Genomic DNA, 17,283 nt, shown 5'->3' with positions numbered 1-17,283 from the left:
GGGGGGCCATAGAGATGAAAAAAATACAAGGCGTGATTACTTACATAGCTGTTTTCGCTGTAATAATTCTATTCGCATTTGCTTTTTATAGAAATGGGACTCAAGGAAAAGTAATATCATACAGTGATTTTCAACAAGCATATGTAGACAATCAAATAGAAACAATGACAATCAAGGAAGATAAGATGTCCGTTGAGGGAGTTCTTAAAGATGGAAAGAAATTTACAGCATATGTTTCAGATCAAATGTTAGATCATCTTTTACAAAACACTCAAGGGATAGAAACTAAAATAAAATATAATCCACCTAACAATATGAGTATTTGGATTAGTTTTATTCCGACTTTACTTATAGTAGGTGTGCTATTCTTTGTTTTCTTTATGTTTACGCAACAAGCTCAAAGCGGTGGCGGAAATAGAGGAGTAATGAATTTTGGAAAAAGTAAAGCAAAGATGGCAAATTTAGATGCAAAGAAAGTTACATTTAAAGATGTAGCAGGTGCTGATGAAGAAAAAGGTGAGTTAGAGGAAATTGTTGATTTCTTAAAGCAACCTAAGAGGTATATCGAAATGGGTGCAAGAATACCTAAGGGAGTTCTTTTAGTAGGACCTCCAGGAACAGGTAAAACGCTTCTTGCTAAGGCTATAGCAGGTGAAGCTGGCGTTCCTTTCTTTAGTATATCAGGTTCAGATTTTGTTGAAATGTTTGTTGGGGTTGGAGCTTCAAGAGTAAGAGACTTATTTGAGCAAGCTAAGAAAAATGCTCCATGTATTATATTTATAGACGAAATTGATGCAGTTGGTAGACAAAGAGGTGCTGGACTTGGTGGTGGTCATGATGAAAGAGAACAAACATTAAACCAACTTCTAGTTGAGATGGATGGTTTTGGTGTTAATGAAGGTATTATCATGATAGCGGCTACAAATAGACCTGATATCTTAGATCCAGCCTTATTAAGACCAGGAAGATTTGATAGAAGAATCTTAGTTGGTGCGCCTGATGTTAAAGGAAGAGAAGAAGTATTAAAAGTTCATACTAGAAATAAAAATCTATCAGAAGATGTAGACTTAAAAGTTTTAGCAAAGATGACACCAGGATTTAGTGGTGCAGACTTAGAAAACTTAACTAATGAAGCAGCTTTATTGGCTGTTAGAAATAATAAAAGTAGCATTGATATGAAAGATATAGAAGAAGCTATAACAAGAGTAATAGCTGGCCCAGAGAAGAAGAGTAGAGTTGTAAGTGAATACGATAGAAGAATCACTGCTGTTCATGAATCAGGTCATGCCGTTGTAAGTAATGTTTTAGAATATGCAGATCCAGTTCATGAAATTAGTATAATACAAAGAGGAATGGCTGCTGGTTATACAATGAATTTACCAGAAGAAGATAGAACACATACATCTAAGAAACAGCTTAAGGATAAAATGGTTGAACTTTTAGGTGGAAGAGTAGCTGAGAAATTAGTTATTGGAGATATAAGTGCTGGAGCAAAAAATGATATAGATAGAGCAAGTCACATTGCTAGAAGTATGGTTATGGAATATGGAATGAGTGATGTTATCGGTCCTATATCATTTGGTAATAGTGATGGTGGCGAAGTGTTCTTAGGTAGAGATATTGGAAAAAGTAGCAATATAAGTGAAGAAACTAGTGCTAGAATTGATGAAGAAATTAAGAAATTAATTGATGAAGCTTATAATAGAGCAGAATCTATCTTAAAAGAGAATATTAATAAGTTAAACGCAGTAACTGATGTCTTACTTCAAAAAGAAAAGATTGATGGTGATGAGTTTAGAGAAATATTTAAAAATTCTTAATAAGAAAGAGGCAATTAATGCCTCTTTTTTTTATATTAATATTTAATTAACGGTTATTTTATATTATAATTGACTAAAGAATAGTGAATTATACGAATGTTTTAAATTAAATAATTAAAAATGTTCGATAAAACTCTTTGTTTTTTAAGAAATTATGGTTATAATATTAAATATATTAGTTTGGAATGAGGTGCGGAATTATGAAAAATGATATTGAAATAGCACAAAGTGCTAAAATGGAGCCAATAATAAATATTGCTAAGAAAATAGGCCTTGGAGAAGATGATATTGAGCTTTATGGAAAATATAAATGTAAAATATCTTTAGAGGCAATAGATAGACTAGAAAATAATGAAGATGGTAAGCTTGTTTTAGTTACGGCTATAAACCCAACACCAGCAGGGGAAGGAAAATCAACTGTTACAGTAGGATTAGGACAGGCTTTAAATAAGATAGGTAAAAATACTGTTATAGCATTAAGAGAGCCATCTTTAGGACCAGTTTTTGGAATAAAAGGTGGAGCTGCAGGTGGTGGATATTCACAGGTAGTTCCTATGGAAGATATAAACTTACATTTCACAGGAGATATGCATGCCATAACTTCAGCTAATAATCTTTTATGTGCAGCAATCGACAATCATATTCATCAAGGAAATCCATTAAGAATAGATTCAAGAAGAATTGTGTTTAAAAGAGTTATGGATATGAATGATAGAGCTTTAAGAAATATAGTTGTTGGAATGGGTGGTAAAATAAATGGCTTCTTAAGAGAAGATGGTTTTATGATCACTGTTGCATCAGAGATAATGGCTATATTATGTATGGCTAAAGACTTAGAAGATCTAAAAGAAAGAATGGGTAATATCTTAATTGCATACAACTTAGATGGAGAGCCAGTTTATGCTAAGGAGTTAGAAGTGCAAGGAGCTATGGCATTACTTATGAAAGATGCTATAAAACCAAATCTTGTTCAAACTTTAGAAAATACACCGGCTATCATTCATGGTGGACCCTTTGCTAATATAGCTCATGGATGTAACTCTATAATAGCAACTAAGACAGCTTTAAAAATGAGTGATATAACTATAACAGAGGCTGGTTTTGGAGCAGACTTAGGAGCAGAAAAATTCTTAGATATAAAATGTAGATATGGTAACTTAAATCCTGATTGTGTAGTTTTAGTAGCAACTATAAGAGCTTTAAAGCATCACGGTGGAATTAAGAAAGATGAATTAAACATATCAAATGTAGATGCTTTAAATAAAGGAATGGAAAACTTAGAAAAGCAAATAGAAAATATAAAAGCTTATGGAGTACCTGTAGTTGTAGCTATAAATAAATTCATAACTGATTCAGATGAAGAGGTTAAAGCTATAGAAGGTTTCTGTAAAAATTTAGGTGTAGAAGTTAGCTTAACAGAAGTTTGGGAAAAAGGTGGAGAAGGTGGAATTGACTTAGCTAATAAAGTTATAAAGACAATTGAAAATGAACCTTCAAACTTTAAAATGATTTATGATTCAGAGGAATCAATAAAGGATAAAATATTAAAAATTGTTCAAACTATATATGGTGGAAAAGGTGTAAACTATACTCCGCAAGCTCTTAAACAAATAGCTGAAATTGAGAAGTTTAATCTAGATAAGCTTCCAATATGTATGGCTAAAACTCAATATTCATTATCAGATAACCCAAGTCTTTTAGGAAGACCAGAAAACTTTGATATAACGGTTAAAGAGGTTAGAGTTTCAAATGGAGCTGGATTTATAGTTATTTTAACTGGAGATGTTATGACTATGCCAGGTTTACCAAAGATTCCAGCAGCTAATAGAATGGACATAAAAGACAATGGAGAAATAGTAGGATTATTCTAAAAGTTTAGATAATTTCAAGGTTTACATGGCTATTGAGAAAAAATAGTTGTGTAAGCTTTTTTTATTTAAAATCTAGTAATTGTAATTGCTTGACAAATGGATAGTAGTTGTTAAAATTAATATTGTTATATAAAGGGTACATGGTATTTTCCGGGCAGCTTTATTGGCTGTCTTTAATTATATTAAGGTGGTGTAAAACACATGATTTTATTAATAGATGTAGGTAATACAAATATAGTTTTAGGGGTTCATGATGGTGAAAAATATATAGCGTCATGGAGAATATCTACAGATTCTAAGAAAACATCAGATGAATATTCAATACAAGTTATGCAACTATTTAATCAAGCAAAACTAAATCCAGAAGAAGTCGAAGGAATAATAATTTCTTCAGTAGTTCCAAATATAATGCATTCTTTAGAGAATATGGTTAGAAAATGTTTCTGTAAAGAACCAATTATAGTAGGGCCTGGAATAAAAACTGGAATTAATATAAAATATGATAATCCTAAAGAAGTTGGAGCAGATAGGATAGTAAATGCTGTAGCTGCTTTTGATAAGCATAAAAAACCTATGATAATAATTGATTTTGGAACAGCAACAACATTCTGTGCTATTACTGAAAAAGGTGATTATTTAGGTGGAAATATATGTCCAGGAATTCAAATTTCAGCAGATGCTTTATTTGAAAGGGCTGCAAAGCTTCCAAGAATAGAGCTTGAAAAGCCAAAGAGTTTAATCTGTAAAAATACAGTTACAAGTATGCAAGCTGGAATAATTTATGGGTATATTGGAAAAGTTGAATATATAGTTAAACGTATGAAAAAGGAAATGATGGACTTAGGAGAAAAGGAACCATTTGTATTAGCTACAGGAGGGTTAGCTAAACTTGTTTATAGCGAAACGGATGTAATTGATGAAGTAGATCGTAAATTAACTTTAGAAGGACTTAAAGTTCTTTACGAAAAAAACAAGGAGTAGAAACTGATGAAAATATCAAACATAGTTTTAGAAAATAATGTTTTCTTAGCACCAATGGCTGGAGTTACGGATATCTCTTTTAGAGGATTATGTAAGGAGATGGGTGCAGGGATTGTTTGCACTGAGATGGTTAGTGCAAAGGCATTGTACTATGGAAGTGAAAATACAAAAGAATTAATGAGAATTGCAGATGAAGAAAAACCGGTATCTTGTCAGATGTTTGGAAATGATCCGGAAATAATGGCTTATGTTACGGAGAAACATTTCAATACAAATGAAGATATATGTATAATAGATGTTAATATGGGATGTCCTGCACCTAAGATTGTTAAAAATGGTGAAGGTTCAGCCTTAATGAAAGATCCTAAATTAGCTTACGATATTATAAGTAGCATAAAAAAAGTTGCAACAAAGCCTGTAACAGTTAAGTTTAGAATGGGCTTTGATGAGAATAACATAAATGCTGTTGAGTTTGCTAAAATCATGGAAGAAGCAGGAGCAGACGCTATTGCTGTACATGGAAGAACTAGAGCTCAAATGTATGAAGGAAAGGCTGACTGGGATATAATCAGACAAGTAAAGGAAGCAGTTAATGTTCCTGTTATAGGTAATGGTGATGTTTTTAATGCAGATGATGCCTTAAGACTTAAAAATGAAACTAACTGTGATGGAATCATGGTTGCAAGGGGAAGTATGGGAAACCCTTGGATTTTTAAGCAAATAGTTCAGAAATTAAATGGAAAAGAGGTTTATATGCCAACTCCTGATGAAAAAATAGATATGTGCATAAGACACTATAACTTAGCACTTAAATATGATGGAGATTATAAAGCTGTAAGAGAAATGAGAAAACATGCAGCTTGGTATATAAAAGGTTTAAATAATTGTACTGAAATTAAGAACAAATTAAACTTAGAAGCTAATCCAGAAAAAATTATGGATATTCTTAAAGAGTATAAAGAATATTTAATGCAAAATAACTTATAATATTTATCATAAATGGAAATATAACTGGATATAATAAAGCATCAATCAAATATTAGATGTTTAATTTATACAAATAAAGGTGAGAATGAAAGCTAAATAATGTTTTTTTATTTAGTAGATTCTATCTTATGTAATATATGGTTTGACATAATAATCTTTAAGAATTATAATAATTTGAATAATCAGGCTTAATAATCTTAAAGTTTTTATGAATTGTATATTAACAGGTTAAGTTTAAATATGATATTATAATAATATGTTCAAAGGGGAGAAAGAAAATGAGCGAAAAGAAGCATATAATGACATATGAAGGTGTTAAAAAATTAGAAGACGAATTAGAATATCTTAAAACAGTAAAGAGAAAAGAAATAACTGAAAAAATAAAAGTTGCTTTAGGATACGGAGATTTAAGTGAGAACTCTGAGTATGATGAAGCTAAAAATGAGCAAGCTTTCACTGAAGGAAGAATACTTCAGTTAGAAAATATGCTTAAAAATGCTGTTGTTGTTGACGAATCAGAAATATCAACAGATATAGTTACAGTTGGATCAATAGTTAAAGTTATGGACTTTGATTTTGACGAAGAAATTGAATATACAATAGTTGGTTCAGCAGAAGCAGATCCAATGAACTTTAAGATATCAAACGAGTCACCAGTTGGTGAAGGTTTAATGGGTAAAAAAGTTGGAGATGTTATAGAGATAGAAGTACCAGGAGGAACTACTAAGTTCGAAGTTCTTGGAATAAGAAGATAGATATTATAGATGGAGGGATTTTTAAATGTCAAATGAGGAAATGAATATTCACGAAGCAGAAGCTCAATTAAGTGAACAAGAGATGTTAAGAAGACAAAAGCTTGCTGAATTACAGGAAGCTGGTAAGGACCCATTTGATGTATACAAGGTGGAGAGAACACACTCTTCTGCTGATGTAAAAAATAATTTTGAGGAGTTAGAAGGTAAAGAAGTTAAAATTGCTGGAAGACTTATGTCAAAAAGAGGTCAAGGTAAAGTTGTATTCGCTGATTTAGCAGATTTAGCTGGTAAAATTCAATTATTTATCAAAATTGATAATGTTGGAGAAGAAGCTTTAAAAGAATTTAAAACATTCGATTTAGGTGACTGGGTTGCTGCAACTGGAGAAGTATTTAAAACAAAAATGGGTGAGGTTTCAGTAAAAGTAACTTCATTTGAATTAATCTGTAAATCTTTAAAACCATTACCAGAAAAATGGCATGGATTAAAAGATCCAGATTTAAGATACAGACAAAGAGAAGTTGATATAATAACAAACCCAGAAGTTAAAGATACTTTTATTAAGAGATCTCAAATAGTAAAAGCTATAAGAGAGTTCTTAGACAATAGAGGATTCTTAGAAGTTGATACACCAATTCTTTCACCAATAGCTGGTGGAGCTGCGGCTAGACCATTCATAACTCATCACAATGCTTTAGACATAGATATGTACTTAAGAATTGCTACAGAGTTATACTTAAAGAGATTAATAGTTGCTGGATTTGAAAAAGTTTATGAAATGGGTAAAAACTTCAGAAATGAAGGAGTTTCAGTAAGACATAATCCAGAGTTCACTGCTATAGAATTATATGAAGCATATGCTGACTATAATGATATGATGGAAATCATGGAAAACATGATTGCATATGTTTGTGAAAAAGTAAACGGATCAACTAAAGTTACTTATGAAGGAACTGAAATAGACTTCACACCACCATGGAGAAGAATAACTATGGTTGATGCTGTTAAAGAATTCGCTGGAATAGACTTTAACGAAATTAAGAGTGATGAAGAAGCACAAGCTATAGCTAAAGAGAAAAACTTAGAATTCCCTAAACCATTAGATAAGGTTACTAAAGGTGAAGTTCTAAATATGTTATTCGAAGAATACGGTGAAGAGAAATTAATCCAACCTACTTTCTTAGTAGATTATCCAGTTGAAATTTCACCTCTTACTAAGAAGAAGAGAGGAAATGAAATGTTCACTGAAAGATTTGAAGGTTTCGTATATGGTAGAGAGGTATGTAATGCATACTCAGAACTTAACGATCCAATAGTTCAAAGAGAAAGATTTGAACAACAAGCTAAGGAAAGAGAATACGGAGATGATGAGGCATACATGTTAGATGAAGAATTCATGAGTGCTTTAGAAACTGGTATGCCTCCAACAGGTGGATTAGGAATAGGAATAGACAGAATGATAATGTTCTTAACTGATTCTTCATCAATAAGAGACGTTATATTATTCCCAACAATGAAACCACAAAAATAGTTTTTATAATAGAAGTTTACTCAATAGTAAACTTCTATTTTTTTTATAAATCTATACTGGTGTTAAAGAGAAATATTCAGAAAAAATTTCTAAATATTTCTTGAAATTTAGTTAAAAAAAGTATTGTATTTTATTTAAAGTATGCTATAATAAAATTGTAAATGTTCCTCGGTAGCTCAATGGTGGAGCACTCGGCTGTTAACCGATAGGTTGGAGGTTCGAGTCCTCTCCGAGGAGCCATTTTTTTTATTCAAAATTAATTAAGAAGGAATTTATAAATATATAAATTTTTATATATTTATAAATTCTTTTTTTATTGACATATAATTTAGTTTTGATAAAATTAAGAGTATAACTAAATATGTACTGTGATAAAGAAGAGTAGTTTTAAAATCTTTTTTAGAGAGATAACGGTTGGTGAAAGTTATTAGAGATTTAAAATGAAGGGAGCTTTTGAGTACAATTGTTTTAAGAGAGATGAGCTTTTGCTAAAAAGGGTGGAACCGCGGAATTTTATTTCGTCCCTTTGAATGTAATGGCTTTTTTTATTTTATAACAAAGCCCTTATACTGTTAATCTACATGAGTATTTCTAGCAGTTAAAACTGTTAGAAATATTTCTTCGGGAAGGTTTAAAGTTCTTTATAAAGTGAAGAATTAATATAAAACAAGTTATTTAATATAAATGGAGGTAATTGAAATGGCAGTAGAAAAAACTATGGATAAAATAGTAGCCTTATGTAAAAATAGAGGATTCATATTCCCAGGTTCAGAAATATATGGTGGACTTGCGAACTCATGGGATTACGGCCCACTAGGAGTTGAATTCAAAAATAACGTTAAAAGAGCTTGGTGGAAAAAATTCGTTCAAGAGAGCAAATATAATGTTGGATTAGATTCAGCTATATTAATGAATAGAGAAGTTTGGGTTGCATCAGGTCACGTTGGTGGATTCTCAGATCCTTTAATGGATTGTAAAGAGTGTAAAGCTAGATTTAGAGCTGATAAATTAGTTGAAGATCATATGACTGAAAGTGGTGTAGAAGTAGCTACAGCTGATGGATGGACTAATGAAGAGTTAATGGACTACATAACTAAGAACAACATAGTTTGTCCTAAATGTGGAAAAATGAACTACACAGAAATCAGAAAGTTCAACTTAATGTTTAAAACTTTCCAAGGAATAACTGAGGATAGTAAAAACGAAGTATTCTTAAGACCAGAAACTGCTCAAGGTATATTCGTAAACTTTAAATCAGTACAAAGAACTACAAGAAAGAAAGTACCATTTGGTATAGCTCAAATTGGTAAGTCTTTCAGAAACGAAATAACTCCAGGTAACTTCACTTTCAGAACTAGAGAGTTTGAACAAATGGAGCTTGAGTTCTTCTGTAAACCAGGAACTGATTTAGAATGGTTCAACTTCTGGAAAGAAAGTTGTTGGAACTTCCTATTAAACTTAGGAATGAATAAAGATAACATAAGAATGAGAGATCATGGAGAAGAAGAATTAAGCTTCTACTCAAATGCAACTTCAGATATAGAATACTTATTCCCATTCGGATGGGGAGAACTTTGGGGAATAGCTGATAGAACAGACTATGACTTAAATAAGCATGCTGAGCATTCAGGTCAAGACATGACTTACTTAGACCCAACAACAAATGAAAAATATGTACCATATGTTATAGAACCATCATTAGGAGCTGACAGAGTTGCTTTAGCATTCTTAGTTGAAGCTTATGATGAAGAAGAATTAGAAGGAGCTAATGGAAAAGTTGATGTAAGAACTGTAATGCACTTACACCCAGCTTTAGCACCATTTAAAGCTGCTATATTACCACTTTCTAAGAAATTATCAGAAAAAGCTGATGAAGTATATGCTGAATTAAGCAAACACTTCAATGTTGATTATGATGAGACAGGAAGTATCGGTAAGAGATATAGAAGACAAGATGAAATAGGAACTCCATTCTGCATAACAGTTGACTTCGATACTTTAGAAGATGGATGTGTAACTGTAAGAGACAGAGATAACATGGAACAACAAAGAGTTAAAATAGAAGACGTAAGAGCTATAATAGAAAAAAGCTTAGAATTCTAAGAAATCTTTGAGTCTTAAAAACTAAAACACTTATAAGTAGATTACTAAAATTACTGGATTTCGCTAAGAATTTATAAATATTACTATGAAGGATTTGTTAAAGCTACGATAACTAGCTTCACGTCGAACAATCTTCGCTTTTTAACACAAATCCTTCTACGTAATATTTTAAATTCAAAAGCTCATCCAGATATTTTCTACATCTACTTATAAGTGTTTATGTGTTTTTAGGGCTTTTTTATGTTTCTTTATTATGGACAAGTGTATTTTTATGGTATAATTTAGATAAAATTTATTGAATTGCTTTAAGGGAGGCTTGAATATAATGATAAATGAAAAAAGAGTTTTAGATAGTTTTTTAGATTATATACAAATAGATAGTGAAACATATAGTGAAGGTGATTTTGCTAAAAGATTAGAAAAAGATTTAGTTGATGCAGGATTAGAAGTTGAATTTGATAATGCTGGAGAAAAAGTAGGATCAAGTTCAGGAAACCTAATAGCTAGATTAAAAGGAAATGTAGAGGGTGAAACAATACTTTTTGCATGTCATATGGATACTGTTAAACCTGGTAAAGGAATAAAACCAGTAATAAAAGATGGTGTTATATATAGTGATGGAACAACTATATTAGGTGGAGATGATAAAGGTGGAATAGCTGCCATTGTTGAAGCACTAAGAATTATAAAAGAAAATAATATAGATCATGCGGATATAGAGGTTGTATTTACAATAGCTGAGGAAACAGGTCTTTTAGGAGCTAAAAACTTAGATTATTCAAAAATAAAAGCTAAAAAAGCATTCCTTTTTGATACAAGTGGAGATCCAGGGTTTATAACTACAGTAGGACCAGCTCATGATACTTTAAAGGTGGTTATAAAAGGGAAACCTGCCCATGCTGGAGTTTCACCAGAGTCTGGAATAAGTGCAATTCAAATAGCTTCAGATGCTATATCAAACATGAAACTTTTAAGAATAGATGAAGATACTACAGCTAACATAGGTAAAATTTCAGGTGGTGTTGCTAACAACGTAGTTTGTCCTGAAGTAATAATAGATGCAGAGGCAAGAAGTACAGTTACAGAGAAATTAGATGCTCAAACAAACCATATGGTAGAAACTTTTAAAGCTTCTGCTGAGAAATTTGGTGGAGAAATTGATATTCAAGTAAATAGAATGTATGGACCATTTGTTGTAGATGATAATGATGACATAGTTTTACATGCAAAAAGAGCATTTAAAAACTTAGAAATAGAAGGAAAAACTAAAGCTTCAGGTGGTGGAAGTGATACAAATATATTTAACTGTAATGGAATAAAAGCAGTTAATCTTTCAAGTGGAGAGAGAAAACCTCATACTTTAGAAGAACATATGAAAATCGAGGATTTAGGAACATTATCAAAAGTTGTACTTGAATTAATAAAAGAGAGTATAGCCAAGTAATTAAATAAAAACAGGTGAAGAATATTTCTTCACCTATTTTTTATGTTTATTCAAAAGATATCTAAAAATCTTTTTCTTATATGTATTTAGTTAGGTAAGTTAGTTAATAAAAGTTTATATTATTAAAAATATAGGGGTTAATTTAATAGAAGTATTTTAAAATATGAATAAGAAAAATAAATGTTATTATGTAAATAACATTTATTTTTTTGGAGGTTTTTTATGAGTAGTTTTTTAAATAAAAAAGATAAAATTGGAATAATAAGCTGTTCTAATGGCTTGAGTATGAAAAATAAGGAAATAATAGAAGTATTAAAATATAATTTAAATAGTATTGATATAGATATTGTTGAAGCAGAAACTCTATATGCTAAGGAATATAATCTTTTTAGTGGAACTGGAAAAGAAAGGGCTAAGTCTTTAGAAGAATTATTTTTAAATGATGAGGTAAAAATGATTTTTGATATTTCTGGTGGAGATTTGGCAAATGAAGTTTTAGAATACTTAGATTTTGATTTAATAAAAAATAATTCTAAGCCTTTCTTTGGATATAGCGATTTAACAGTAATTCTTAATGCTATTTATTCTCAATGTGAAATTACTACATATAACTATCAATTAAGAAACTTAGTTGGGAAGTTTCAAAAAGAGCAATTAAAAAACTTCAAGGATTCTTTTATAGAAGGAAAAGATGATATCTTTAATTTAGATTATCAATGGATAAATGGAGATTCTCTTGAAGGTGTTGTTGTAGGTGGCAATATAAGATGTCTTTTAAAATTAGCAGGAACTAAATATATGCCTAATTTTAAGGATAAAATATTATTTTTAGAAAGTTTTAGTGGAAATTCAGCAAAGATGGCTACATATATTACTCAATATAAAAATATAGGTGTCTTTAATGATATAAAAGGAATAATATTAGGAGAGTTTACTGAAATGGAAAGAGATAATTGCTCACCTAATATAATAGAAATTCTAAAAAGAGCTTTAGGAGAATTTAATATTCCGATATTAAAAACTAGTGAGCTTGGTCATGGATCAGATGCAAAATGTATTTCTATAGGAAAATACTTAAGTTTTAAATAAATGACTTGATTAAATTATTTTGATAAGATAATATATTATGCAAGCAATAAAGAATTTGTATAAATTGTTAAGAAAGCAGGGGGTTTATTAAAATGACATCAAATAAGCAAAACTTAAAAGAAGAAGCTTTAAGATGCTTAATGTGCAAGAATCCAAGATGTAAAGCTAATTGTCCAATAAGCACGCCTATTCCTGAGATAATAGGTTTATTTAAAGAAGATAAAATTAAAGAGGCTGGGGAAATCTTATTTAAAAACAATCCTTTATCAGTTGTTTGTTCTATAGTATGTCCACATGAAGATCAATGTAAAGGAAATTGTATAAAAGGAATAAAGGAAACACCTGTAAACTTTAGTGAAATAGAGAGAGAAATATCATCAGAGTTCTTAGCTAATTTAGATCTTACTCAAGAAACTATTTTAGAAGATAAAATTGCTATAATAGGTGGAGGTCCTGCAGGAATAACAGCAGCGTTTATATTAGCTAAAAAGGGATATCAAGTAACTATATTTGAAGAAAATGATAAAATTGGTGGAGTATTAAGATATGGAATTCCTGATTTTAGACTTTCTAGAGATATAATAGATAAATATGAAGAGGCACTTATTAAATTAAATGTTAAGATAAGACCAAATACTTTAATAGGATCAGTAATTACTTTAGATATGTTAAAAAATGATGGTTATAAAGCCATATTTATAGCAACAGGAGTTTGGAATCCTAAAACTTTAAATGTTAAAGGAGAAACATTAGGAAATGTTCATTATGCTATAGACTACTTAAAAGCCCCAAAATCATATAACCTTGGAGAAAAAGTAGTTATAATTGGAGCTGGAAATGTTGCTATGGATGCAGCTAGAACTGCTAAGAGAAATGGTGCGGATACTTATGTTCTTTATAGAAAAAGCTTTGAGGATATGCCAGCTACAAAGGTTGAAATAGAAGAAGCAAAAGAAGATGGAGTTAAGTTTGAACTTTATAAAGCGCCTGTAGAAGTTTGTGAAGATGGTATAAAGTACGTACAGACAGAAAGAGTGATTTCTGAAGATGGCAGAGTATCATTTAAAACTTTAGAAGACAGTGAAGGTATATTCAAATGTGATTCAATAATTGTTGCTATTAGTCAGGCACCAAGAGATAATATTGTATCAAAGACTAAAGAAATATCAACAGATAAATATGGATTATTAGTAACAGATGAGAATGGTAGTACTACACTTGAAGGAGTATTTGCTTCAGGAGACGTTGTTAGTGGACCCAAAACTGTTGTAGAAGCAGTTGCAAATAGTAAGGAAGTTGCTGAAGCAATAGATAAATTCTGTAAGAATAATTAAATAATAGATAAATACATCTGATTTTTTAATTAAGTTTCGTTTATTAATTTTAAGTTTTAGGTTTATATATTGAATTAAAGAAAAAACTCTAGAATTTAATTTAGCAAATGCTAAATTGTTCTAGAGTTTTTTTATATAAGCCTCCATAATAAAAGTTATAAATTGTTAGTAAAATTCAGTAATTCTCGGAGTCTATTTATAAGTTCTTTGAGTCATGATAATTAACGATCTTTTGGTTTGAATCCATTAGCTCTAAATCCAGGACCATCAGAAACTATTCTTCCTATTCCTCTAATTTTACCAGTAATACATCCTCTACAGTGAGCTGGAGTATCGCCTGTACATATTTTACCTGGATAAAGAGCATAAAGTTTTCTATATTCTCCTTCAGTAACATTAGGCATTACTACATTGGCGCCACTTTGAAGAGCAATCACTCTACCTTGTTTATTTAATGATTCTATAGCTGTTGTTGCTGGAATATTTATATCTGGTAAAAGTAATCTAACTAGAGCTGTTACCTTTAATGCCATTTCAAATGTTCCACCTTCGGAATCTTTAAGAGGAGTATCTTCATTTGGAATAAATGGTCCTATACCATTCATATCTACATCAAGTTCCTTAAAAAATAAGATATCATCAGCTATAGATTCTATTGTTTGTCCTGGTAATCCAATTAGACAACCGCTTCCAACTTCATATCCAAGTTCTCTTAAGTTTTTAAGGCATTGAATTCTATTTTCATGGCTCATACCAGGATCAAGTTCTTCATATAGTTTTTTATCTGTTGTTTCAATTCTTAAAAGGAATCTATCAGCTCCAGCTTCTTTTAACATTTTATATTCTTTAAAAGGTCTTTCACCTATACTTAATGTCAAAGCAACACCTAAGGCTTTAAGATCTTTAACTATAGGAATTAAACGTTCAACGGTGAAATAATCATCTTCACCACCTTGAAGAACTAAAGTTTTATATCCATAACCAACGGCTTTTTTTGCAAAATCTATAATTTCTTCATGGGAAAGTCTATATCTATTAAGATTTTTATTATCTCTTCTAAGTCCACAATACATGCAGTTTCTTTTACATATGTTAGTGAATTCTATAAGTCCTCTTAAATGTACTTCATCACCAAGATATTTTTTTCTAACTTCATCAGCAGCTTTAAAAAGTTCTTCATTAATAGAATCATCTTTTAATAATGCTATGATTTCTTCTCTTGAAAGTTCATGAGTTTCTTTTGCTTTTTGTATAATACTATTCATATTAATCCTCCTAATTAATTTGTATAAGGATTTTAGTTATTAAGAATATATCTTTATAACCTAAAATTGTTATTAATTAATAATTATAATTGAACAACTTGTTTTAAACAATATAGTTAAAAATAGATTAATAATTATTATAACATGAATATTTTTAGAAAATCATCACTAGAACAAAATAGAATGACTCTGAATAAGTTATAATGATATGGAATGGGGAATTCCATAGTGTTATAATTAGAAAGAAATAGGATATAATTTATAAAGACCATTATAATATTGGTGAAAATTTTGGAGGCCACAAAATGAAGAGAGACTTTAATGAGTTTAAAGAATTTATAAAGGGAAAAAATGTAGCTGTTGTAGGCATTGGGGTAAGTAATATACCTCTTATAAAGTTTTTAGTTAAACTAGGGGCTAAAGTAACTGCTTTTGATATGAAATCTGCTGAAGAATTAGGAAAAGTTTCAAAAGAATTTGAAGAGTTTGGAGTAAAATTAGAGCTTGGAGAAGGTTACTTAGATAGATTAACTGGCTTTGAGGTTATATTTAAAACACCATCTATGAGAATAGACAGTGAAGCTTTAGTAAGATGTAAAAATCAAGGTGCGTATATTACTTCAGAAATGGAGGAATTCGTAAGATATTGCAAAGGTAAAGTTTATGGGGTAACTGGTAGTGATGGTAAAACAACAACTACAACCATTGTGTCTAAGTTATTATCACAAGAAGGATACAAAACTTGGACAGGAGGAAATATAGGGACTCCATTATTTTCAAACATAGAAGAAATAAAAGAAGAGGACAAAGTTGTATTGGAATTATCAAGTTTCCAACTTATGACTATGGATGTTGAAATTGATGTAGCAATAGTTACTAATATAACTCCAAATCATTTAGATATGCATAAAGATATGCAAGAGTATATTGATGCTAAGAAAAATGTTTTAAAATACCAAAAAGAAAATGATCTTTTAGTAATAAATGATGAAAATGATATAACTAAAAATTTAGATAAAGAAGCAAAAGGTAAAGTTGTTAGATTTAGTTCAAAGAAAACAGAAGGTGAAGATGCATACTATAAAGATGGAAAGCTATATGTTCATGGGAAAGAAGTATGTAAAAAAGATGATATAGTTATAAAAGGTATGCATAATGTTGAAAACTATTTAGCAGCATTTTTAGCTGTTTATGATGAAGTATCAATAGAATCAATGAAAATAGTAGCAGAAACTTTTGGTGGAGTTCATCATAGATGTGAATTTATTAGAGAAGTTGATGGAGTTAAATACTATAATGATTCTATAGCATCAACTCCAACAAGAACTTTAGCAGGATTAAAAGCATTTGAACAACCAGTTATACTTTTAGCTGGAGGATATGATAAACATGTTCCTTTTGAACCATTAGCTTATGAAGGATATGAAAAAATTAAAGCTATAGTATTATTTGGATTAACAAAAGAAAAAATAGAAGCTGCCTTTAAAAAATTAAAAGAAGAAAAAGGAATTGAAATTCCAACATATTCAGGAGATTCATTAGAAGAAGTAGTAAATATAGCTAAATCTATAGCTAAGGATGGAGATATAATAACACTTTCACCTGCTTGTGCAAGTTTTGATATGTTTAAAAACTTTGAAGTAAGAGGGGATAAGTTTAAGGATATAGTAAACTCCCTATAATAATATAAAAAATTAAAATGAGTTATATTAAAAATAAATCTAATATTACTTTAGAAAATATTAGAACAAAAATTTTAATATAGCTCATTTTTTATTTATTATTTTTTATTGAAATTTTGAATAAAATATTTTAAAACCAGTAATAATATATAAAGTAGTAAAAAATAGATAAAAACGTGACCAGGAGTATCAATACATAAAAAATGTAATAAAAAGAAGAAAAATAAAGTATTTTGGGGATAAATTTTAAAAAGCTAATTGTTAATAGTGGAATAATAATGTTTATGGTGATAAGATAATCCTTGTCGCTGAGACACACCAAAAACAACTTAACAAAACAAATTAAAAGTTTTTAAAAAAAGTTGTTGACAAAGTTTCGAAGTGATGTTAAACTAAGTAAGTCGCTTGAGGGCGACGAAGA

General features: G+C 30.0%; 12 protein-coding genes, 1 tRNA gene and 1 other annotated feature. Of the genes, 12 read left to right on the top strand and 1 reads right to left on the bottom strand.

Annotation, left to right across the window (positions count from 1 at the left end; genetic code table 11):
• Positions 1–14: 14 nt before the first annotated feature.
• From ftsH to OIF33_RS13065, 11 genes are all read left to right on the top strand, one after another.
• Positions 15–1,820: an ATP-dependent zinc metalloprotease FtsH gene (gene ftsH, locus OIF33_RS13115; protein WP_322504718.1), complete on the top strand. Its 1,806-nt coding sequence runs from the start codon at positions 15–17 to the stop codon at positions 1,818–1,820.
• Between the two features lie 200 nt (positions 1,821–2,020).
• Entirely contained in the window at positions 2,021–3,691 is a 1,671-nt protein-coding gene (locus tag OIF33_RS13110; protein WP_322504717.1) for a formate--tetrahydrofolate ligase, read from the top strand.
• A 201-nt stretch (positions 3,692–3,892) separates the two neighbouring features.
• The gene (locus tag OIF33_RS13105) at positions 3,893–4,672 is read left to right on the top strand and encodes a type III pantothenate kinase (RefSeq protein WP_322504716.1); all 780 of its coding nucleotides are present in this window, start codon (positions 3,893–3,895) and stop codon (positions 4,670–4,672) included.
• 6 nt (positions 4,673–4,678) lie between these two features.
• On the top strand, positions 4,679–5,659 hold the full coding sequence (dusB, locus tag OIF33_RS13100) for a tRNA dihydrouridine synthase DusB (protein ID WP_322504715.1): 981 nt from the start codon (positions 4,679–4,681) through the stop codon (positions 5,657–5,659).
• Between the two features lie 278 nt (positions 5,660–5,937).
• On the top strand, positions 5,938–6,414 hold the full coding sequence (gene greA / locus OIF33_RS13095) for a transcription elongation factor GreA (protein ID WP_322504714.1): 477 nt from the start codon (positions 5,938–5,940) through the stop codon (positions 6,412–6,414).
• Positions 6,415–6,439: 25 nt separating this feature from the next.
• Entirely contained in the window at positions 6,440–7,945 is a 1,506-nt protein-coding gene (gene lysS, locus OIF33_RS13090) for a lysine--tRNA ligase (RefSeq protein WP_322504713.1), read from the top strand.
• 165 nt (positions 7,946–8,110) lie between these two features.
• Positions 8,111–8,185: transfer RNA gene (locus OIF33_RS13085), tRNA-Asn, on the top strand.
• 119 nt (positions 8,186–8,304) lie between these two features.
• Positions 8,305–8,474, top strand: a binding site (T-box leader).
• A gap of 170 nt (positions 8,475–8,644) precedes the next feature.
• The gene (locus OIF33_RS13080) at positions 8,645–10,048 is read left to right on the top strand and encodes a glycine--tRNA ligase (protein ID WP_322504712.1); all 1,404 of its coding nucleotides are present in this window, start codon (positions 8,645–8,647) and stop codon (positions 10,046–10,048) included.
• Positions 10,049–10,373: 325 nt separating this feature from the next.
• Positions 10,374–11,492, top strand: a complete 1,119-nt coding sequence (locus tag OIF33_RS13075; RefSeq protein WP_322504711.1) for a M20/M25/M40 family metallo-hydrolase — start codon at positions 10,374–10,376, stop codon at positions 11,490–11,492.
• Positions 11,493–11,714: 222 nt separating this feature from the next.
• Positions 11,715–12,581 carry a S66 peptidase family protein gene (locus tag OIF33_RS13070; protein WP_322504710.1) on the top strand — a complete coding sequence of 289 codons (867 nt, stop codon included), beginning with the start codon at positions 11,715–11,717 and terminating at the stop codon, positions 12,579–12,581.
• A 92-nt stretch (positions 12,582–12,673) separates the two neighbouring features.
• On the top strand, positions 12,674–13,915 hold the full coding sequence (locus OIF33_RS13065; RefSeq protein WP_322504709.1) for an NAD(P)-dependent oxidoreductase: 1,242 nt from the start codon (positions 12,674–12,676) through the stop codon (positions 13,913–13,915).
• A gap of 221 nt (positions 13,916–14,136) precedes the next feature.
• Here the strand turns inward: OIF33_RS13065 and hydE are convergent, their stop codons facing one another.
• Complete coding sequence (gene hydE, locus OIF33_RS13060) at positions 14,137–15,180, bottom strand: [FeFe] hydrogenase H-cluster radical SAM maturase HydE (RefSeq protein WP_322504708.1); 1,044 nt, start codon at positions 15,178–15,180, stop codon at positions 14,137–14,139.
• 305 nt (positions 15,181–15,485) lie between these two features.
• On the opposite strand from hydE, the gene murD reads away from it, so the two are divergent.
• Complete coding sequence (gene murD, locus OIF33_RS13055) at positions 15,486–16,862, top strand: UDP-N-acetylmuramoyl-L-alanine--D-glutamate ligase (RefSeq protein WP_322504707.1); 1,377 nt, start codon at positions 15,486–15,488, stop codon at positions 16,860–16,862.
• Positions 16,863–17,283: the final 421 nt, after the last annotated feature.

The organism is Clostridium sp. LIBA-8841, assembly GCF_034439435.1.
Classification (GTDB): Bacteria; Bacillota; Clostridia; order Clostridiales; family Clostridiaceae; genus Sarcina.
Note: the sequence above shows the minus strand (reverse complement) of the source record. Positions and strands in the feature narration are given on the sequence as shown.